The sequence below is a fragment of the Inconstantimicrobium porci genome, assembly GCF_009696465.1.
GTDB classification, from domain to species: Bacteria; Bacillota; Clostridia; order Clostridiales; family Clostridiaceae; genus Inconstantimicrobium; species Inconstantimicrobium porci.
Window position 1 is genome coordinate 161713 of the sequence record NZ_VULX01000003.1, and the last position, 17349, is coordinate 179061.

Annotated in this window: 17 protein-coding genes and 1 pseudogene; 12 read left to right on the forward strand and 6 right to left on the reverse strand. The window is 29.3% G+C overall.

Annotated elements, in window-relative coordinates; genetic code table 11:
• Positions 1 to 20: 20 nt before the first annotated feature.
• Complete coding sequence (locus tag FYJ33_RS04315; RefSeq protein WP_154530535.1) at positions 21 to 1238, reverse strand: 6-phosphofructokinase; 1218 nt, start codon at positions 1236 to 1238, stop codon at positions 21 to 23.
• Positions 1239 to 1526: 288 nt separating this feature from the next.
• On the opposite strand from FYJ33_RS04315, the gene FYJ33_RS04320 reads away from it, so the two are divergent.
• The 3 genes from FYJ33_RS04320 to FYJ33_RS04330 all read left to right on the forward strand — a co-directional run bounded on the left by FYJ33_RS04320 (position 1527) and on the right by FYJ33_RS04330 (position 3426).
• Positions 1527 to 2075, forward strand: coding sequence for a manganese efflux pump MntP (locus tag FYJ33_RS04320; protein ID WP_154530536.1), 549 nt, complete (start codon positions 1527 to 1529; stop codon positions 2073 to 2075).
• Positions 2076 to 2084: 9 nt separating this feature from the next.
• Positions 2085 to 2870 carry a potassium channel family protein gene (locus FYJ33_RS04325; RefSeq protein WP_154530537.1) on the forward strand — a complete coding sequence of 262 codons (786 nt, stop codon included), beginning with the start codon at positions 2085 to 2087 and terminating at the stop codon, positions 2868 to 2870.
• A gap of 103 nt (positions 2871 to 2973) precedes the next feature.
• Positions 2974 to 3426: a Fur family transcriptional regulator gene (locus FYJ33_RS04330; protein WP_277642830.1), complete on the forward strand. Its 453-nt coding sequence runs from the start codon at positions 2974 to 2976 to the stop codon at positions 3424 to 3426.
• Positions 3427 to 3466: 40 nt separating this feature from the next.
• Here FYJ33_RS04330 and FYJ33_RS04335 read toward each other — a convergent pair whose 3' ends face one another.
• The 3 genes from FYJ33_RS04335 to FYJ33_RS04345 form a co-directional block, all read right to left on the reverse strand.
• Complete coding sequence (locus FYJ33_RS04335; protein WP_154530538.1) at positions 3467 to 4264, reverse strand: metal ABC transporter permease; 798 nt, start codon at positions 4262 to 4264, stop codon at positions 3467 to 3469.
• 15 nt (positions 4265 to 4279) lie between these two features.
• Positions 4280 to 4939: a metal ABC transporter ATP-binding protein gene (locus FYJ33_RS04340; RefSeq protein WP_154530539.1), complete on the reverse strand. Its 660-nt coding sequence runs from the start codon at positions 4937 to 4939 to the stop codon at positions 4280 to 4282.
• 136 nt (positions 4940 to 5075) lie between these two features.
• Complete coding sequence (locus FYJ33_RS04345; protein WP_154530540.1) at positions 5076 to 5459, reverse strand: hypothetical protein; 384 nt, start codon at positions 5457 to 5459, stop codon at positions 5076 to 5078.
• Positions 5460 to 5593: 134 nt separating this feature from the next.
• On the opposite strand from FYJ33_RS04345, the gene FYJ33_RS04350 reads away from it, so the two are divergent.
• From FYJ33_RS04350 to FYJ33_RS04390, 9 genes are all read left to right on the forward strand, one after another.
• Entirely contained in the window at positions 5594 to 5992 is a 399-nt protein-coding gene (locus FYJ33_RS04350) for a DUF6762 family protein (RefSeq protein ID WP_154530541.1), read from the forward strand.
• Positions 5993 to 6045: 53 nt separating this feature from the next.
• On the forward strand, positions 6046 to 7848 hold the full coding sequence (gene pepF / locus FYJ33_RS04355; RefSeq protein ID WP_154530542.1) for an oligoendopeptidase F: 1803 nt from the start codon (positions 6046 to 6048) through the stop codon (positions 7846 to 7848).
• Between the two features lie 168 nt (positions 7849 to 8016).
• On the forward strand, positions 8017 to 8319 hold the full coding sequence (locus tag FYJ33_RS04360) for a hypothetical protein (protein ID WP_154530543.1): 303 nt from the start codon (positions 8017 to 8019) through the stop codon (positions 8317 to 8319).
• 24 nt (positions 8320 to 8343) lie between these two features.
• A complete protein-coding gene (locus FYJ33_RS04365) occupies positions 8344 to 9294 on the forward strand; it encodes a rhomboid family intramembrane serine protease (RefSeq protein WP_154530544.1) in 951 nt (316 codons plus the stop codon).
• Between the two features lie 151 nt (positions 9295 to 9445).
• Positions 9446 to 10399 carry a YkvA family protein gene (locus tag FYJ33_RS16805; protein WP_206046610.1) on the forward strand — a complete coding sequence of 318 codons (954 nt, stop codon included), beginning with the start codon at positions 9446 to 9448 and terminating at the stop codon, positions 10397 to 10399.
• Positions 10400 to 10422: 23 nt separating this feature from the next.
• On the forward strand, positions 10423 to 11061 hold the full coding sequence (locus tag FYJ33_RS04375) for a ribonuclease H1 domain-containing protein (RefSeq protein WP_154530546.1): 639 nt from the start codon (positions 10423 to 10425) through the stop codon (positions 11059 to 11061).
• 107 nt (positions 11062 to 11168) lie between these two features.
• Positions 11169 to 11339, forward strand: coding sequence for a hypothetical protein (locus FYJ33_RS04380; protein ID WP_154530547.1), 171 nt, complete (start codon positions 11169 to 11171; stop codon positions 11337 to 11339).
• Positions 11340 to 11494: 155 nt separating this feature from the next.
• Positions 11495 to 12790: a helix-turn-helix domain-containing protein gene (locus FYJ33_RS04385; RefSeq protein ID WP_154530548.1), complete on the forward strand. Its 1296-nt coding sequence runs from the start codon at positions 11495 to 11497 to the stop codon at positions 12788 to 12790.
• 19 nt (positions 12791 to 12809) lie between these two features.
• A complete protein-coding gene (locus FYJ33_RS04390) occupies positions 12810 to 14057 on the forward strand; it encodes a helix-turn-helix domain-containing protein (protein WP_154530549.1) in 1248 nt (415 codons plus the stop codon).
• A 180-nt stretch (positions 14058 to 14237) separates the two neighbouring features.
• On the opposite strand, the pseudogene FYJ33_RS16955 reads toward FYJ33_RS04390, so the two are convergent.
• Positions 14238 to 14763, reverse strand: a pseudogene (locus tag FYJ33_RS16955) (transposase); the annotation flags it as partial.
• A gap of 393 nt (positions 14764 to 15156) precedes the next feature.
• Positions 15157 to 17277: a helix-turn-helix domain-containing protein gene (locus FYJ33_RS04405; protein ID WP_154530552.1), complete on the reverse strand. Its 2121-nt coding sequence runs from the start codon at positions 17275 to 17277 to the stop codon at positions 15157 to 15159.
• Positions 17278 to 17349 lie beyond the last annotated feature (72 nt).

Below are 17349 nucleotides of genomic sequence, written 5' to 3' on the forward strand. Positions count from 1 at the left end.
GACAGTCCTTTTTTATGGATTTAATTATTAAATACTTTATAAACTGGAGTATAATTATTAGAATTATAATCTGCAGTTCCGAAAATAAGTGGTTTTAAATATTCAATTGCTTCATCAGTAACATTATTTCCACGTTCATTAATCCATTTATTGGGAAAATATTTTACCTTATTAGCAACATTTTTAGCAGGTACTAAGAATGTAGAACTTGCATATGGATTAGAAGAATCTCTTTTTATTGCAACCATCTTTCCTGAGTGACCTTCTAGAGAATATTTTAAAGCATCACAGCCGACAGTATATGCTTCTTCAACATCAACTTTTGATGATAGATGCATTGAACATCTTTGAAGTACACCTAATTCTAGGACTTTAACACGAGTAGTGATGTTATTCTCTATTATAAGATTCTTTAAATAATTACCTACACCACCTAACTGAGTATGACCAAAATTATCATGGCTACCTTTTGTATTTATAGCAGAAAGAAATGTGTCATCACTGTTTTTAAGTCCTTCAGATGCAACTATATAAACGTGCTTCTTTTCTTTGTATATTCTTGAAACGTCCTCGATAAATGATTTTTCATCAAAGGCTGTTTCAGGAAGATAAATTAGATCAGGAGCTTGTTTGCCATCTATAACTGCAAGACAGCTGGCAGCTGTAAGCCAACCAGTATCACGTCCCATTGTTTCCAAAATGAAGACACCATTATCCATATAGACTGTTGAATCAAGATAAGTTTCTAATGTGCTTGTAGCAATGAATTTAGCTGCACTTCCGAAACCTGGTGTATGATCCGTATACATTAAATCATTATCTATAGTTTTTGGAATACCGATGAATTTTATGTCGATTTCTTTTTCTTCAGCAAGCGCACCTAATTTTGATATTGTATCCATAGAATCATTACCGCCAACATAGAAAAATGCTTTAACATCTAAACTATCAAGTATATCTAATAGTTTTACATATTCACTATCGTCAATTTTATAGTCTTTTAATTTATATCTGCAGGAACCAAGTCCTGAAGATGGAGTATATCTAAATGTATTTAAGTCATCATGAGAAATATTTGTAAGATTAATTATATTTTTGTTTAATATACCTTGGATACCATTAAGTCCAGCATACACGTTATCAAAGGCTTTGATTTTATTATTTGTTTCTACAAGTCCTGCAACACTAGCATTTATTACTGCAGTAGGACCTCCTGATTGGGCTATTATACAGTTCATTATATTGCTCCTTTATACTTTAGTTTTGTCGCGGGTTATACTCGACAGTCTAAATGTGCTATACAATATGCGTAATTAATATAACGTATATATAATACAACAAAATATATTAAAAATAAAGTATTTTTTTATTTCAGTGTGTAAGCATAAATAAAATAACTTTTTAATACAAATAATGTAGAATGCAAATGCTATGCTATTTATAATATTATCAATTTATCGATGTTTTATTATTAAGTTATTTTTATAGCATTAAACAAAATTACTAATAAAAGTGAGGGTGGGATTATGAATTTTATTAATCTGTTTATTATTGCAGTTGCCTTAGCCATGGATGCTTCTGGCGTTTCAATAAGCCTTGGGATAAGGGATGCCTTAAAAGCAAAACAGAAAATATATTTTGTTTTATCATTTGCTGTTTTTCAATTTCTTTTTTCATTTATAGGAGCATATTCTGGAATGCTTTTTAGTAAGCATCTTGCTTCAGTACCTTCAATAATTGGAGGTATTACAATTGCAGTTGTAGGTGTATTGATGATAAAAGAAGGAATGGAAGGTAAGTCTGATTATATGCTTACAAAATGGAGTATGTATATTATACTGGGTATATCAGTAAGTATTGATGCACTTGTTGTAGGTTTTACTGCATTTCAGAATTTAAGGAATTTTACAACCATACTTTGGGATACTATATTTATTGGAATTATAACCTTTATGTTCAGTGCGTTAGCATTTTATGCAGCAGGAAAGGTTAAAAAGATTTCCTTTATTCCCAAGTATGCAGATTATATAGGCGGTGTTATGCTTATTTTACTAGGTCTAAAGATGATATTTTAAGGTGTTAATATGGATGGAAAAAGACGTTTTAACAGACTTTTAGCCGGAATAATAACTTTGTCTGCCATAGTAGTATTATGTTTACAGATCGGACTTATAACTTCTAAAAGAATTTATGATACTCTTGCAGTTTTTGATAATTTATTTTGGGTTATATTTTTCTTTGAGTATTTGTTAGAACTTGCACTGTCAGAAAACAAAGCTGAATTTGTTAAGGAAAATATTATTAATGTTATAGCTATTATTCCCGAGAATATATTTGTGTTTTTTCTTATGGTTTCAGGTATGCAATATTATATCAGTGGCCTTAAGATAGTACAGTTGTCTAAGCTTATAAGAATAATTTTATATATACTTAAATTCAGGAGCGAAGTTCATAATGTAATTAAAATAACACTTCTTGATTATGCAATAGCAGGAACTGCAACCACAATGGTGATTGGGGCTGTTGGAATGTCTATTACAGAAGATATGAGTTTTGCAGATGCGTTATGGTGGAGTTTTGTTACGGCCACTACAGTGGGATATGGTGATATAACTCCAACAACAATTATAGGTAAATGTATTGCTGCGGTACTGATGATAAACAGTGTTATATTTATTAGTATGCTTACTGCAACAATTGCAACTTATTTTACGACAAAGGATGAATATATTGAAAAGAATTATGAGAACAGAGCGGTTTATCAGATTGTAGAGAGTCTTAAAAATTTTGATAATTTATCTGAAGATGATATTGATAAGATTTATTATGTTTTAAAAAGTTTAAAAAAACATAATAATAAAAATAAATAAAATGATAAAAAAACAAAGTCCTGTGCTATAATAAATATAAAAGTTTAGTTTTATTCATAATTCTAAATGAAATGACATATTTTAATGAGAGCAGGGGAGAAGTGTGGAGGCTGATATTTTTTTAAGAGAGAATAATATTAAGGTAACAAAAGCAAGGATATATATTTATATGCTTCTTTCAAAGAGCCCAAATGCACTTACAGCTGAAGATATTTATAATAGGAGCAGAGGTGAAAACATAGATATTAATTTATCTACAGTATATAGAACTTTAGAAGTGTTTGAGAAAAACAATATTGTAGAAAAGTTTAATATTGGTGAAAATAGTCATCTTTATTCTTTAGTAAAGGAAAAACATAGTCATATATTAAAGTGCAGTTTATGTAATAAAGAGATTAAGGTACCATGTCCGATGAAACAAATAGAGGAACTCGTAAAAAATCAGACCGGTTTTACATTGACAGAACATAAGCTTGTACTTAAGGGAATATGTAGTGAGTGCAGTGAGAAGATTGCTAAAAGCAATAAGAATGATAAAGATAATAAAAACTGCTGAAGATAAATCATTTAGATTTGTCTTCAGCAGTTTTTTATTCCTAATTGGAGGAAGTAAGAGAACTAATAATTATTGATACAATTAGAGTTGCAACAGTTGTAAGTGCTATAGTACCACCTGGAGCACTATCAAGCACGTATGATAAGAAAAGACCTAGAAATATATCTATAACTCCAAATATAATTGAAATTATCAGAGTTTTTAAAAAGTTTTTCTTAAACTGCATAGCTGAGGCAACTGGAATAACAATAATTGATGATATAACGAGAATACCCATAACTCTTATTGACATAGAAATAGTTACACCTATTATTACTGTAAATAAGTAATTTATTAATTTAGTATTTATTCCAGCAATCCTTGCACCCTCTTCATCAAAAGTAACATACATAAGTTTCTTATAAAGAACAATGATTAAAAGTATACATACTACTGAACATACAGCAATTGTAATCAGATCCTGTTTAGATACAGTCAGGATGCTTCCAAAAAGATATGAAGTGACTTTTGCGGAAGATTTACCGGTGCTTACCAGTACTATAGCTATACCGAGGCTTAGTGTAAGGATTATGGACATTACAAGTTCACTATATTTTTTGAAATAATTACGTAAGAACTCAATAAGTATTGCACAGCATGTTGTAAAGATTAATGCAGTAAGTATGGGATTATAACCTAGCACAAGACCTATGGCTACACCTGCAAATGATGAATGAGATAGAGTATCTCCAATCATTGAATATCTTTTTAATACTAAAAATAATCCTATACAAGGACATAAAATTGCTATGAATAATCCTGCTATATAAGCATTCTGCATAAATTCTAATTGAAACATTTTTAATCAACCTTTCTAAGATGAGAAATTCTTTCTATAATATAAATTCTTATATTCATTAACAGTATATAGTAAAGCTTTTTTATCAGATACTTCAAGTATATGTGTAGAATATCGAAAAGCCTTTGAGATATCATGCTCTACAGATAATATTGTTATGTCATCTGTTTTATTAAGGTTGCTTATTGTATCGTAAATTTCCAGCTGTGATTGTTCGTCAACACCAGTGCTCATTTCGTCTAAAAATAGCAACTGAGGATTTCCCATCAGCGCTCTTGCTATTAAGACTTTCTGGCACTGACCACCTGAAAGATTTCCAATCAAAGAGTTAAGTTTTCCTTCAAGGTTAAATTTTTTGAGAATTTTACTGTAGTTTTTTATGTGAAGCTTTAGTGCTGAGCCATGACAAGATAGAATTTCCTTAACAGATATAGAAAACTGAGAGTTAAAACTATCAAGTCTCTGAGGCACATAACCTATTTTTTTTGAGTTTATTTCAATTCTGCCAGTAGAAGGTTTAAGTTGTTTTAAAAGTATTTTCACAAGAGTTGTTTTTCCGCTACCATTACTTCCTACAATTGAAACATATGAACCTTTTGGTATATTTAAATTTATATTTTCTAGTGTATAGTCTTTCTTATTATATGAAAAACTTAAATTGTGTATATTTATCAAGAGTATCACTCCTAGAGTTTTATGTGAGTCAAAAATTTAAATTTATATGACTAATATGAAGTTTTTACATAAGCAAAAATAATTACGTTATATATTATACATTGTTTTGCAAATAATTTGCAATATCTTCTTCTAGTTAATAATCTGTAGTATCTTTGCTTTCATAAGAATCGTTATATACATTATCTAATTTCCATGATGCATTCTGGGCTTTAGAAAAGTATGCTTTATAAGTAATACACTGATATGGTTTATTGATTGTCAGACCTTTAACTTCCACTACTGCTGTTTTTGAGTCTGAAAATTTAAGTTTCATGCTGTCTATCTTAGATAGTTTTTTTGATGTAAATATACTTTCCGTAAGATAATAATTTGCTGCATTGTAAACATTTTTACAAATTGAATCGACATAATTCATCCATACAGCACAAACCATTATTGTAAATAGTATTAATGTTGTTAATAGTTTGAACATATATACTTTAATTTTATGCTTTCTTCGCCTTCGTCTTGATGACATAATTACCACCCCTATTAAATAATTACAAAACTATATTACCATATATTTACAAATAATTAAATAAATTTTGACTTTTTTATGTCAAGTGTTTTATACTATAATGAATTAAGAATAACTAGAGAGGAGATGATAAAATGGATTTTTCATCATTAGTTTTAATTGAAAGAGATAATGAAGGTAAGTTTTTAAAAGAACATGGTAGCTATAAGGTGAATCAGGGAGCAGAATTTGTAACAAAATTCTATATGAGTGGTTCAAAAGTATATATAGAATTCAGTACCGGCAGGGATGTTGAGGAATGGGAATATAGCGCTATTTATGATCTTATGAGTATAGAAAACATTGAAAATAGTGGTTATAAAGTTGAAGAAATGCTTGATGAATATAACCCATCATGGAGGATTTGCTTTGATTTTAATGAAGATCATAATGAAATGGAAGACAAGATAAATGATATACTTGATATGATTGATGAAGATATAGAAAAAGTTATGGAAGATATAAAGGGTAAAGAAGAGCAGTATACAGAGTAGACTGTATAAATTTCTGATTTAAAAATTAATACTGTTTAAGGAGTGGTTATAATATGGAAGCAATAAAGAAACAGAGACTTAGAAGTGAAATTGATGATAAGTACAAATGGCATCTTGACAAAATATATACATCTGATGAAAAATGGGATGAAGATTTTAAGACATTAAAGTTAAATGCACCATCATTAAAAGAGTTTCAGGGAAGACTAAAGGATGGAAAGACTATTTATGAATTTTTAAAGAAGTCTGAGAAATATACAAGACTTGCTGAAAAACTTATGATGTATGCTTATCTTAAGTATTATGAAGATACATCAAATGCTAAATATCAGGCGCTTAAGACTAAAATAGATATCTATTTAGCTGAGTTTAACAGTTATGTAGCATTTTTTGAACCTGAGATTTTATCTTTAGATAAGGATGTTTTATTAAAAATAGTAGAGGATACAGAAGAACTTCATGAATATAGATTTACATTTGCTACTCTTTTAAGTCAGAAGGAACATGTACTTCCAAAGGAAATAGAAGAAGTGTTAGCACTTGCATCTGATTCTATGCAGGCACCAGAAAATATCAGGGGCATGCTTGCTGATGCTGATATGAAATTTCCTGTAGTTGAGGGAGAGAATGGTGCTAAAATCCAGCTTACTGAGGAAAATTACAGTTCACTAATAAAAAGTAAAGATCAAAAAGTAAGAGAAGGTGCTTTCAAAGCATTGTTCGGACAGTACAAAAATCTTGAAAATACATTTGCAACAGCACTAGTAAGTTCAGTAAAGAATTTTATCTTTAATTCAAAAGTAAGACAATATAAGTCATCACTTGAATCTTCTATGCAGCCAAACAATATACCAACAGAAGTCTATACAAATGCAGTTAAGACTATAAATGATAATCTATACCTGCTTCACAGATATGTTGCGCTGAAAAAGAAGATGCTTGGACTAAATGAAATCCATATGTATGATTTATATGTTCCAGTAACTAATTTTAAGAGTGAGCATATTGAATTTGAGGAAGCTGTTGAAATAGTCAAGAAAGGCCTTAAGCCATTAGGAAGTGAATATCTTGATATATTCAGCGACGGAATAGATCAGGGCTGGGTTGATGTATTTGAAAACAAGGGTAAAAGAGGAGGAGCTTTCTCATGGGGAAGCTATGATACTATGCCATATGTTTTACTTAACTATAATTATGAGTTAAATGATGTATCTACTTTAGCTCATGAGATGGGTCACTCATTGCATTCATATTATTCAAGAAAGGAACAGCCATATCAGTATCATGATTATTCATTGTTCCTTGCAGAAGTAGCTTCTACTACTAATGAAATACTGCTTATCAATTATTTGATTGATAATGCAGATGATAAAGCAAGAAAGCTTTTCCTTGTAAACCAGCAGCTTGAACAGATTAGAACTACTGTCTTCAGACAGCTTATGTTTGCTGAATTTGAACTTGTTGTTCATGAACAGATAGAAAAAGGAGAAGCACTTACTGCGGAAGATTTTAATAAGATATGGCATGACTTAAATGTTAAGTATTTTGGTGATGATATCGTAGTAGATAAAGAGATAGACAGCGAGTGGGCAAGAATTCCACACTTCTTTAGTGATTTTTATGTTTATCAGTATGCTACAGGATATTCAGCAGCAAATGCTTTTGCAAACAGTATTCTTGAAAAGGGTAGCGAAGCTGTTGAAAAATATAAAGGCTTCCTAAAAGCGGGATCATCTGATTATCCAATAAAAGTGCTTCAGAAAGCAGGAGTGGATATGCTTACTCCAAAGCCAATCGAAGCTACAATGCACACATTTGAACATCTTCTTGACGTATTAGAAGAAACAATAAAATAAGAAGAATTTATATATGTTAATTAAAACATCTCAATAAATATGAATTTGATCTTCAATGAACAATTATTATACTTTAGCTTTATAAATTAGACGATTAATTGTTCATTGTTTTGTGTTAATTTTTATTTTGTTGAGGTGTTTTTGTAATATTTAGGAGGACGAAAGATTATGGCTAATAAAAATAGCAGAAATAATGATTTTTTATATGAAAATAGAGATACAAGTTCACCAAAGATTTATGCAGTTATGATGAAACTTGTAAATGAAGACAGAGAAGATCTTGCAAAGGAAGTAAAAAAGGTGGATTATCTTCTGCAGTACACAAGTACATGTATTAAGGATAAAGATTTTAGACAGGCAAGAGATACTATCAAAATTGCAGATGAACACATTCAAAAGTTAAAAGAGGAAGGTGTTGATGTAGAATATCTTATATATCTTTACGATGGAATCAAAAAGAAAATAAAATAATGAGGATAAAAGAGAGGCAGATCAATGGCTGTTAATGAAAAGAAATTATTTAATCTGCTTTTAAAGCAGTATGGATTTTATATAGATGAATATGAATTTGAGGGTAAAAAGAAATGGATTGCACTAAAAGATACTGATGGGGGATTGTATGCAGTGATAACTTCGGATGAAGAGGAATACAATAAGTGTTATTATCATGCAGAACAGTTTCTTAAGTCAAAAAATGTATCATTTTCTTTAAATAATGTTATTTTTACAAAATCGAATAAACAGGTACAGACAGATGATTACAACAAGCTGATTTTCAATACTAAAGAAAACTCTGTAATATATTGTTCGTCAGCAAGCGATGTATTATCAAGAATTATTAATATGATGACCAATAATGAAAAAAGCAGGTTACCTTTAGCACTTAATGTGACAAACATACTTATTCTAATTAATATAATCATATTTGTTGTTTCATGTTATTTATCACACTCAATAATAGATATTAATACGTATGTACTGGTAGCTATGGGCGCAAAAGTCGATTCTTATATATGGAGTGGAGAAATTTACAGGCTTGTTACTGCAATGTTCCTGCATGGAGGATTAATTCATATATTTTTTAATATGTATGCACTTTATTCATTAGGTTATATAATTGAGGATGTATTTGGCAAGAAACAGTATATGATTATTTATTTCTTGTCAGGAATATGCTCAAACCTTCTTTCAGCAGTAATATCTCCTTATGTTTCAGTTGGATCATCAGGTGCGATTTTTGGACTTTTTGGTGCTGCCGCAGTATTTGGGTTTATGGAAAAGGACAAGATAGGAAAATCATTCTTTAATAATATGGCATCAGTGATTTTTGTTAACATCATAATTGGATTCAGTCAGCCGAATATAGATAATGCAGCCCATTTTGGCGGTCTTGCATGCGGAGCGATTCTATCATATATAATTTTACGAAAAAGAGCTAAAGTGTAAATAATAAGTTTTAGATTAATCTGAAATATAAAGTCAAGAATTCTGTTTATCATTTTTCTTTAAAAAATATATGTAATACGTTATACTATATTACTAGATGGGAGAAAAATAATGCATGAAATTGCATTTTTTCTATTATGGAGGGGTAAAAGTGAATATAAGCAATATTGATGTAAGACTTTCAGGAGATGACATTATCAGTATAATAAATGATTTTATTAAAATAGATGGACTTAATATAAGCAGTGTATCAATAAATGATGACATTGTTTTAGAAGGAAACTTTAAAAATATTATTAATATACCATTCAGGGTAGCTGTGGAGCTTAAATATGTTCAGGATAATGTGATTGTCTTGTCTTTAGGAAAAGTTAAATTATTAAAGATGGGCATCATTAAGTTTGTGAAAAATTACGCTTTGAAAATGGCAGTAAAAAGTTTGAGCGATTTCGGGATTATTTCAGCTAAAGGCGAAGTAAGCATAGATTTAAAGAAAATATTCAGAAAGTATCCATTTATAAATCTAGAACTTAATAAGCTCAGTCTAAAAGACGGCTTTATAATAGCTGAAACAAAAGGTATAAATATCTCAAAATTTGGTCAAGAAAATGATGTTTCTGAGGAAAAAGAGGAAGAAATAGATGAAGCTGATGATCTGACAGATTTACATAAGGTTGAGGACTTATACACAAAGGGCAGAGATATTGTGGAGAGCAGAATGCCTGAGAAGGTTCATAATGTTTCAGACTATATTCTTCTTGTACCAGATATTATATGTCTTATTTACCGACTTTTAAAAGATGAAAGAGTTACTGTTAAGACAAAGGCAATAATAGTATCATCATTAGCGTATGTATCACTACCTACAGATATTATTCCTGATAAGATACCTTTTATCGGCAGAATAGATGATATAGGAGTAATCTTTTTTGCACTTAACAAAGTTGTTAAAGATACACCACTTAAAGTTATAGTAGAGAACTGGGAAGGAAAGAATGATATAATCATTGTTCTAAAAAAAGCTGTAGACTATCTTGTACAGTATACTCATGCAGAAAATGTTGAGAAAATATATTCTGCAATAGAACAGTTAACTGCACAATAATCATTGAAAGGAATTGATAATTAATGGCATCAAAATTTTATGCAGTAGCATGTGGCAAAAGCGGAAATGGCATGATTTATAATACATGGGATGAATGTAAAAAGGAAGTTATAGGTCATAAGGGAGCAATATATAAAAGTTTTACAAGCAGGGAAGATGCAATAAACTTTATAAAACTTCATGGAGTAGAGATTGAGATAGAGGATGAACCTGAGAATGTTATTAAAACAGAAAATGATACTGATACTGCAGAAATTTATGTTGATGGAAGTTTTAATACTGTGAAGAATAACTTCTCTTATGGTTTTGTAGTTGTAAACAGCGATAATATAGTATATGAGGATAAAGGAATTGGCTATGATAAAGATGCTATTGCATTAAGAAATGTATCTGGTGAAGTTCTTGGATCATTAAACGCTATCAGATATGCTATAGAAAAGGGCTTTAAAAAAGTAAATATCTATTTTGATTATCAGGGTATTCAGTCATGGGCAATAGGAACGTGGAAACGTAATAATAGAATTACTCAAGATTATCATAGTCAGATTCAAGCGATGAAGAAAAAGATAGATATTAATTTTATAAAAGTAAAAGGACATTCTGGAGACAGATTTAATGACAGAGCTGATTATCTTGCAAAAAAGGCATTAGAAGAATCTTAATTTATTATCTTTTAGTGAAGCTAAGCGGACTATATCCATATTTTTTTATAATAAAATATAATAAGATGCACAAGATATATATAAATAATTTAATTAGAGGTGCAGATATGAGATATATAAGAGCATTTATTATGGGTATTTTCATAGGAGCCTTGATGATGTTATCATTAATACCTTCAATGGATTGGAGATCAAGAAAACAGCTTATAAGGCTCAGTAGAAAGGCTGGCTGTAGGATGTCAAAGAGATGTCAGTGCATAAAAAAAATGATAATGTAATGATTATTAAGATAGAGTGTTGTCAAATGCTCTATTTTTTTTACCCAAAATATAATAAAGTACAAAAAAATATAAAAAAACACATTAAATGCAGAAAAAATATGGTATAATTTATGTAATATACAGATATTAATTATGGAAAAGGAAGTAAAGATATGGACATTCTTTCATTGGGTGAAAAAATTAAAAAAAGAAGAAAAGAACTCAACATGACACTTAAAGATTTAGCTGGAGAAAGAATAACTCCGGGTCAGATTAGTCTTGTTGAGTCAGGCAGATCTAATCCATCTATGGATTTACTTGAATATTTATCAAAACAGCTTAAGACATCTATAGAATATTTAATGGAATCAGAAGCTACACAAGCTAAAAGGATAAGCGAATACAGTGAGCTGATGGCCGAAAACTATATTTTCTGTAATGATCTTGAAAAAGCTAATGAGTATCTTAAGAAAGCTGAAGCATATGCAGTAAGATATTCTCTTGACATTATAAGGGCAAGAGTGTTATTTTTGCGTGCTGAAATACTTATGAAACAAAAAGATTATTTTGGAGCTCAGGAATTATTACTGTCAGCCAATGTTATATTTATTAAATATAATTGTTTTGATATGATAACAAAAACTTTTCTGAATTTGGGAAAGATAACATTTAACCTTAGAGCATATCACTCTTCAACTACATACTTAGGACAAGCAGAAAGGTCTTATGAGGATGGAAAATTAAATAATGAATATTTATTATCTGAAATTTATTTTTTCAAGACACTTACTGCATTTAAACAAGAAAAAGATGATGAATCAAAAAAATACATATTACTTACTCAAGAGAGGCTAGAGGTTCTTCATGATAAAAAGAAATATGCTAAGGAATTAATTGATTTATCAGAAAGATGTTTTGAAGAGGACAGTAGCAAAGCTATGGAGTTTTGCAATAAGGCATTAAATGAACTTAAAATCTGTAATTCAGAAAAAATTATAAGTGGTATAGAACATAGTCTTGGTAAAATTCTTTATGATTATGAAAAGATAGGTGATTCTTTAGTACACTTTAATAAAGCAAAAGAAATAAGACTTAGAAACAGCGATACTAATGTTATTGAAACTATGATATGCATTTGTGAGAACCTTTTAAAACAGAAGGAAATGGATAAATGCATGGATATGCTTGTTAAGCTTACAGAAGTCGTTGATGAACATGATTATGAAAGTAAGATAAAAATAAATAATATTAAGTATAGAATTGCATCAATCTATGAAGATACTACTGAAGCAGAGGCAATTCTAAAAAATACGTATGATATAGCAAAAGAAAGTAATGATAAGAATTTAATTTCACAGACATCTATATTAATTGGAAAATTCTATCTTGATCAGAAAAAATTTGATGAAGCTAAATTATATCTAGATGAAAGTGTTAGTATTTTAAAAGATGCAGGTATTATAAAATAATTTTGTAATGGGTGATTAAATGGAAATATTATCTATAGGAGAGAAAATAAAAAGGTCTAGAATTTACAAAGGCATAACATTAAAAGATTTATGCGAAGATAAAATTTCAATGTCAAAAATGAGTAGTATAGAGAACAATAAGATTAAACCAGATGAGGATATATTAAAGTTCGTTGCAGAAAAACTTGATTTAAGACTAGAGTATCTTAAACAAGATGTTAGAGAACAGATCACAACCAATATGTCTTCTGTTGGGAATTATAAAGGGGAAGAACTTGAGCAGTATTTAAAGTTTAATTTAGAACATTCAACTAGGTATTGCTATACAGATTTATCTTTAAAAATTATACATAGACTATTTAATTATTATCTTGAAACAGGAAAGTATAATGAGGTAGAAACACTTATACCTAATTATTATGAATTGTATCAAGAAAATGTAGATGTTGAAAAAGTCTACTACAAGGATATGGCGATGTATTTCTTTAAAGCAGAAGAATACTTAGAAGCTATCACATATTTTGATAAACTTTGCAAATCAGCAGATGAATATAATCTTGATGATAACAATATCGGACAAAATTATCTTTATGAAAGTATATGCTATTCTAATCTTTCTTTATTTGATAAAGCATCATATTATATTAATGAATCTTTGAATAATGTTGAGAAGATTACTGATAATAAGATTAAGGGTGAAATTATGACTCAATACTTATGTCTTGAGTTAAAGACATCTAATAAATTTGATGAGCAAATATTTAGGCAAGCTTGTGAATGTCTTGAAGAATATAAGGATATTTTATCAGAATCATATTTAAGGATTGCAAAAATATTTTCAGACAAGGGCAATAATGAAAAATTTAATGAATTTATGAATAAATCTCTTGAAGCAAGGGGTTCTTCGAAATCATATGAATATGCAAATTATCTAATAAGATGTCTTGAAGTATTAATTTCATGCGGTGAAATAAACAAAGCAGAAAGTATAAGTGATGAAACATTAAATCTAGCTATTTACTTCAATGATGTGAAACTTATCGATAAAGCATATTATTATAAAGCGCAAATTTGTGGTTGTAAGCAGGAAGAAAGACAGATGGAAATGTATATGAACTTATCAATGGATGCACTGATGAAGTTTGGGACTCCTAAGCAGAGATATAAAAGATATATGGAAATGGGATATATGTATTATGAGCTACAGGATCTTCAGGAATCATTAAAGTATTTTTCTTTAGCAAACAGAATTAAAAATAAGCTTTAGTTGAATAAAAGAGGGGGCCGTCTCAGAATGATTGAAAAATCATTCTGAGTATGGCTTATTTTTTTGAATATTTTTATTCTATGCATTAATTTTTATGTAATTTATGGGTAAAAATATATTTTTAAACACAACAAATAAAAGGTCTTACGGACTTTTCCATAATTTGTTTTATTACATAAATTACGATACTTGCTGCTTATGAAGCAGCTGTCCGTTTCTGTTCTGCATAGTTTTGTTGTGAAGTTTATTAATGTCAAATCCAAAAGCCATCAACAAAATTTCAATAAAGACATTCTTTTTACCTCTCATTAGAAAGCGTCTAAAATTTGCATCTTGTTTTATTATTCCAAAAGCACCTTCAACTTGTATTGATCTATTGATTCTATACAGAATTCCTAAATCAGTTTTTATATTCGGTTTGATTGTTATTCTTTAAATACGTATAATTTTCTTCGCTTTCGAAGCCTGCGTCAGCAGTTACGGACTCATACTTCTTAGTAAGATTTTTAGACATCTTATCTAGAAGCGGTATCAATGTAAGCTGATTTGATCTTTCACTAGTTATATTAACACCTGTAATATATTCAGCTTCTACTCCTATAGTCACATTATAACCAGGCTTTAATTGTCCATTCTTCATATGATCTTCTTTCATATGCATGAAAGTTGCATCGTGATCAGTTTTCGAAAAACTATTTCGACCATCGAAGATATCATTATAATCATCATATAATGTCTGTTTTCTTATAAATTCACCTAAAGCTTCAGTATATTTTTGAAGCTTACTTTTTCTTCTTCCTTTGCCACATACAAATGTTATATTATCTCTTTTTATAATTGGCTTAATATAATCAACTAAAAAGTTTTTAACGTATGAAACCATGATTTTATCTTCAGGAATAACAATATCTAAATTAAAATCTGATTTCATTGATTCAAGAGTAGTTCTTGTTTTTTCTTGAAGTTTTGCCTCAAATTTTTTAATAGCTAAAAGTGTATTGGTTAGCATTAGCTTCAATTTTTGTACCATCTACAAAAACATTTTCAAATTTTATCTCATTCAACATGTTAATATTATGCGTAAAAAAGGTAGATTCAATTACGAATCTACCTTTTTGTTTCGGCTAGTATCAAAGACTTTTGATACAGCCACCTCTTTTATTATGATAAGCTCTGCACCATAGCCAATAAGTGTTGCCTGTAGGTTAAGAATTGTGCTTCTTTTGGAGTATAAAAAGTTTATTCGTGGAAAGGATGCTTTGTGAAGTATTTCTTTTTCTTCTTTATTAAGTCGTTTTGGTCTGCCCATACCAATCCAGTAATTATAAGATGATCCTACCTTTTCATTAACTTCATAAGTGGTAATTCTGCAGTTTGAATTTAAGTTGACAATATTTAAGTTGAAGTTGACTTTGGCAGTATTTTTCATGCCTCTTAATTTTGACATTGTTTCTATATCTGATAATGAGTTTATATCGTCATTGTATGAATAAAGTAGTATCTGATATTCACCATCATCATTTTTTGTTACGATATAACCGTCATCCTGGTCAATAATAATGTTGCCCAGTTTATTAAGAAGATAATAGGCATAATAAGCAGGTTTTTTGATGCCTTTATCATTAATAAGTCCTGGATATCCAAAAAAGACTTCATTTGTAAGGTTAACCTGTTTGTCGAGTACATCAAAGCCATGAACAGATGATATAAAGCTATCATCTTTAATTATCTTATTTATTATAAATGGTATCATATATGCAGTATCAAATACTGGATCGATTATGATTTCTGGAGATTTAAAATTATATTGTGCATCTAATGATATGCAGTAGTTTTCCTTAAATAATGTATTTATTTTGTTTCTTAGTGTTTCGCTAATATTGTCTGAGTATGAAAACTTAAAATCTGCAAGACTTAAAGTTTCTACATCTTTGAAATAATTAATGAATGAATTTAAAGCAAATATAAACTCATCATCTGAAAAATCCGTACTGTCAAGTATGATAAGCGGCTTCATGTCAAGATAATCAAGAAATTCAAATACAGTAACAGCACGATTCCAGTTATGAAATTTTGATGCTGGGAAAATTCCCATATCTGAAGAAAATACATTTGAAAGAAGAGCATACTTAAAACATATTTCTTCCTGAATCTCTTCTAGAAAGTCTTTATTATCTTCTATAAGTAGATCAAAAGCATCTCCCACATTCAGTATCTCTTTAAAGTTTTTATTAAAGTCGCTTTTATAGTCATTCATATCGATGTTGATTTTTGTTATCTTATTTTCGTAGTTAAATCTATCGTAATCCTCAAGATAGTAGACTATATACTCTAAAGAATCTTTTAAATCAAAGTAATTTACACGTTTCTGCTTTTCATATGTTTTTTCGTTAACCTTGTTCTTTTTCCTGAACTGCAGTGGTGTAATATTGTAGTTCAGCTTAAAGTGTTTGTTGAAATATCTTGGATGAGAAAAACCGACTTCTTCTGATATTTCTGAAATTGCCATATCAGTTTCTAAAAGAAGTTTCACTGATTCCTCAACTCTTGTTATGTTAACAAGGTCTGTAAAGCTGTAACCTGTGGCATATTTTATTTCGTGTGATAAATAATGCGAACTTAAAAATTCCTTTTGGGCAATTTCCTGAAGGGTTACATTATTATAATTATTGAATATATATTTTGATATTCTATGATATCTTTCAAGCTGTTCTTCATTGTTCTTAAGATCATCTTTATCATATAAAAGATAATGGAAATTATTAATTAAATGATAGAGAACAGAAACAAGTGTTGATTCTATTTCTTCATCATATCCTTCCTGGTGCTGAACTAATTCACATAAAATTCGACATAAAAATTTTCTGAGTATGTTATATTCTTCTGCATCCTGGGCTCCTTCATCTGAGCTGTTTACATAGAATATCATATTATCTATATCACTGTAGTATTTTTCAAAAAAAGATGGATCAATGTGAAATATAAGTACTTTGTTATCTTCATTTTTTGATCTGAACTTATGTGCTTCATCAACATTTATTATCTCCATTTCATTAGCATGAAGTTCGAATTCATCCGATTCGATACTTACATTAAGATTTCCCTGCAGTACATAAACTATTTCTATAGTATTATGCCAGTGAATAGGATATTGACTTATGCTACAGTATGTAATTTCAATGGGAAGATTAGATGGATAGTTAATATATTCTCTTCTCATGACATAACCTCCAACAGTAATAATTGTTAGTTAATTTTATCATAAAATCATAAAAAAAAACAAATTACGAAA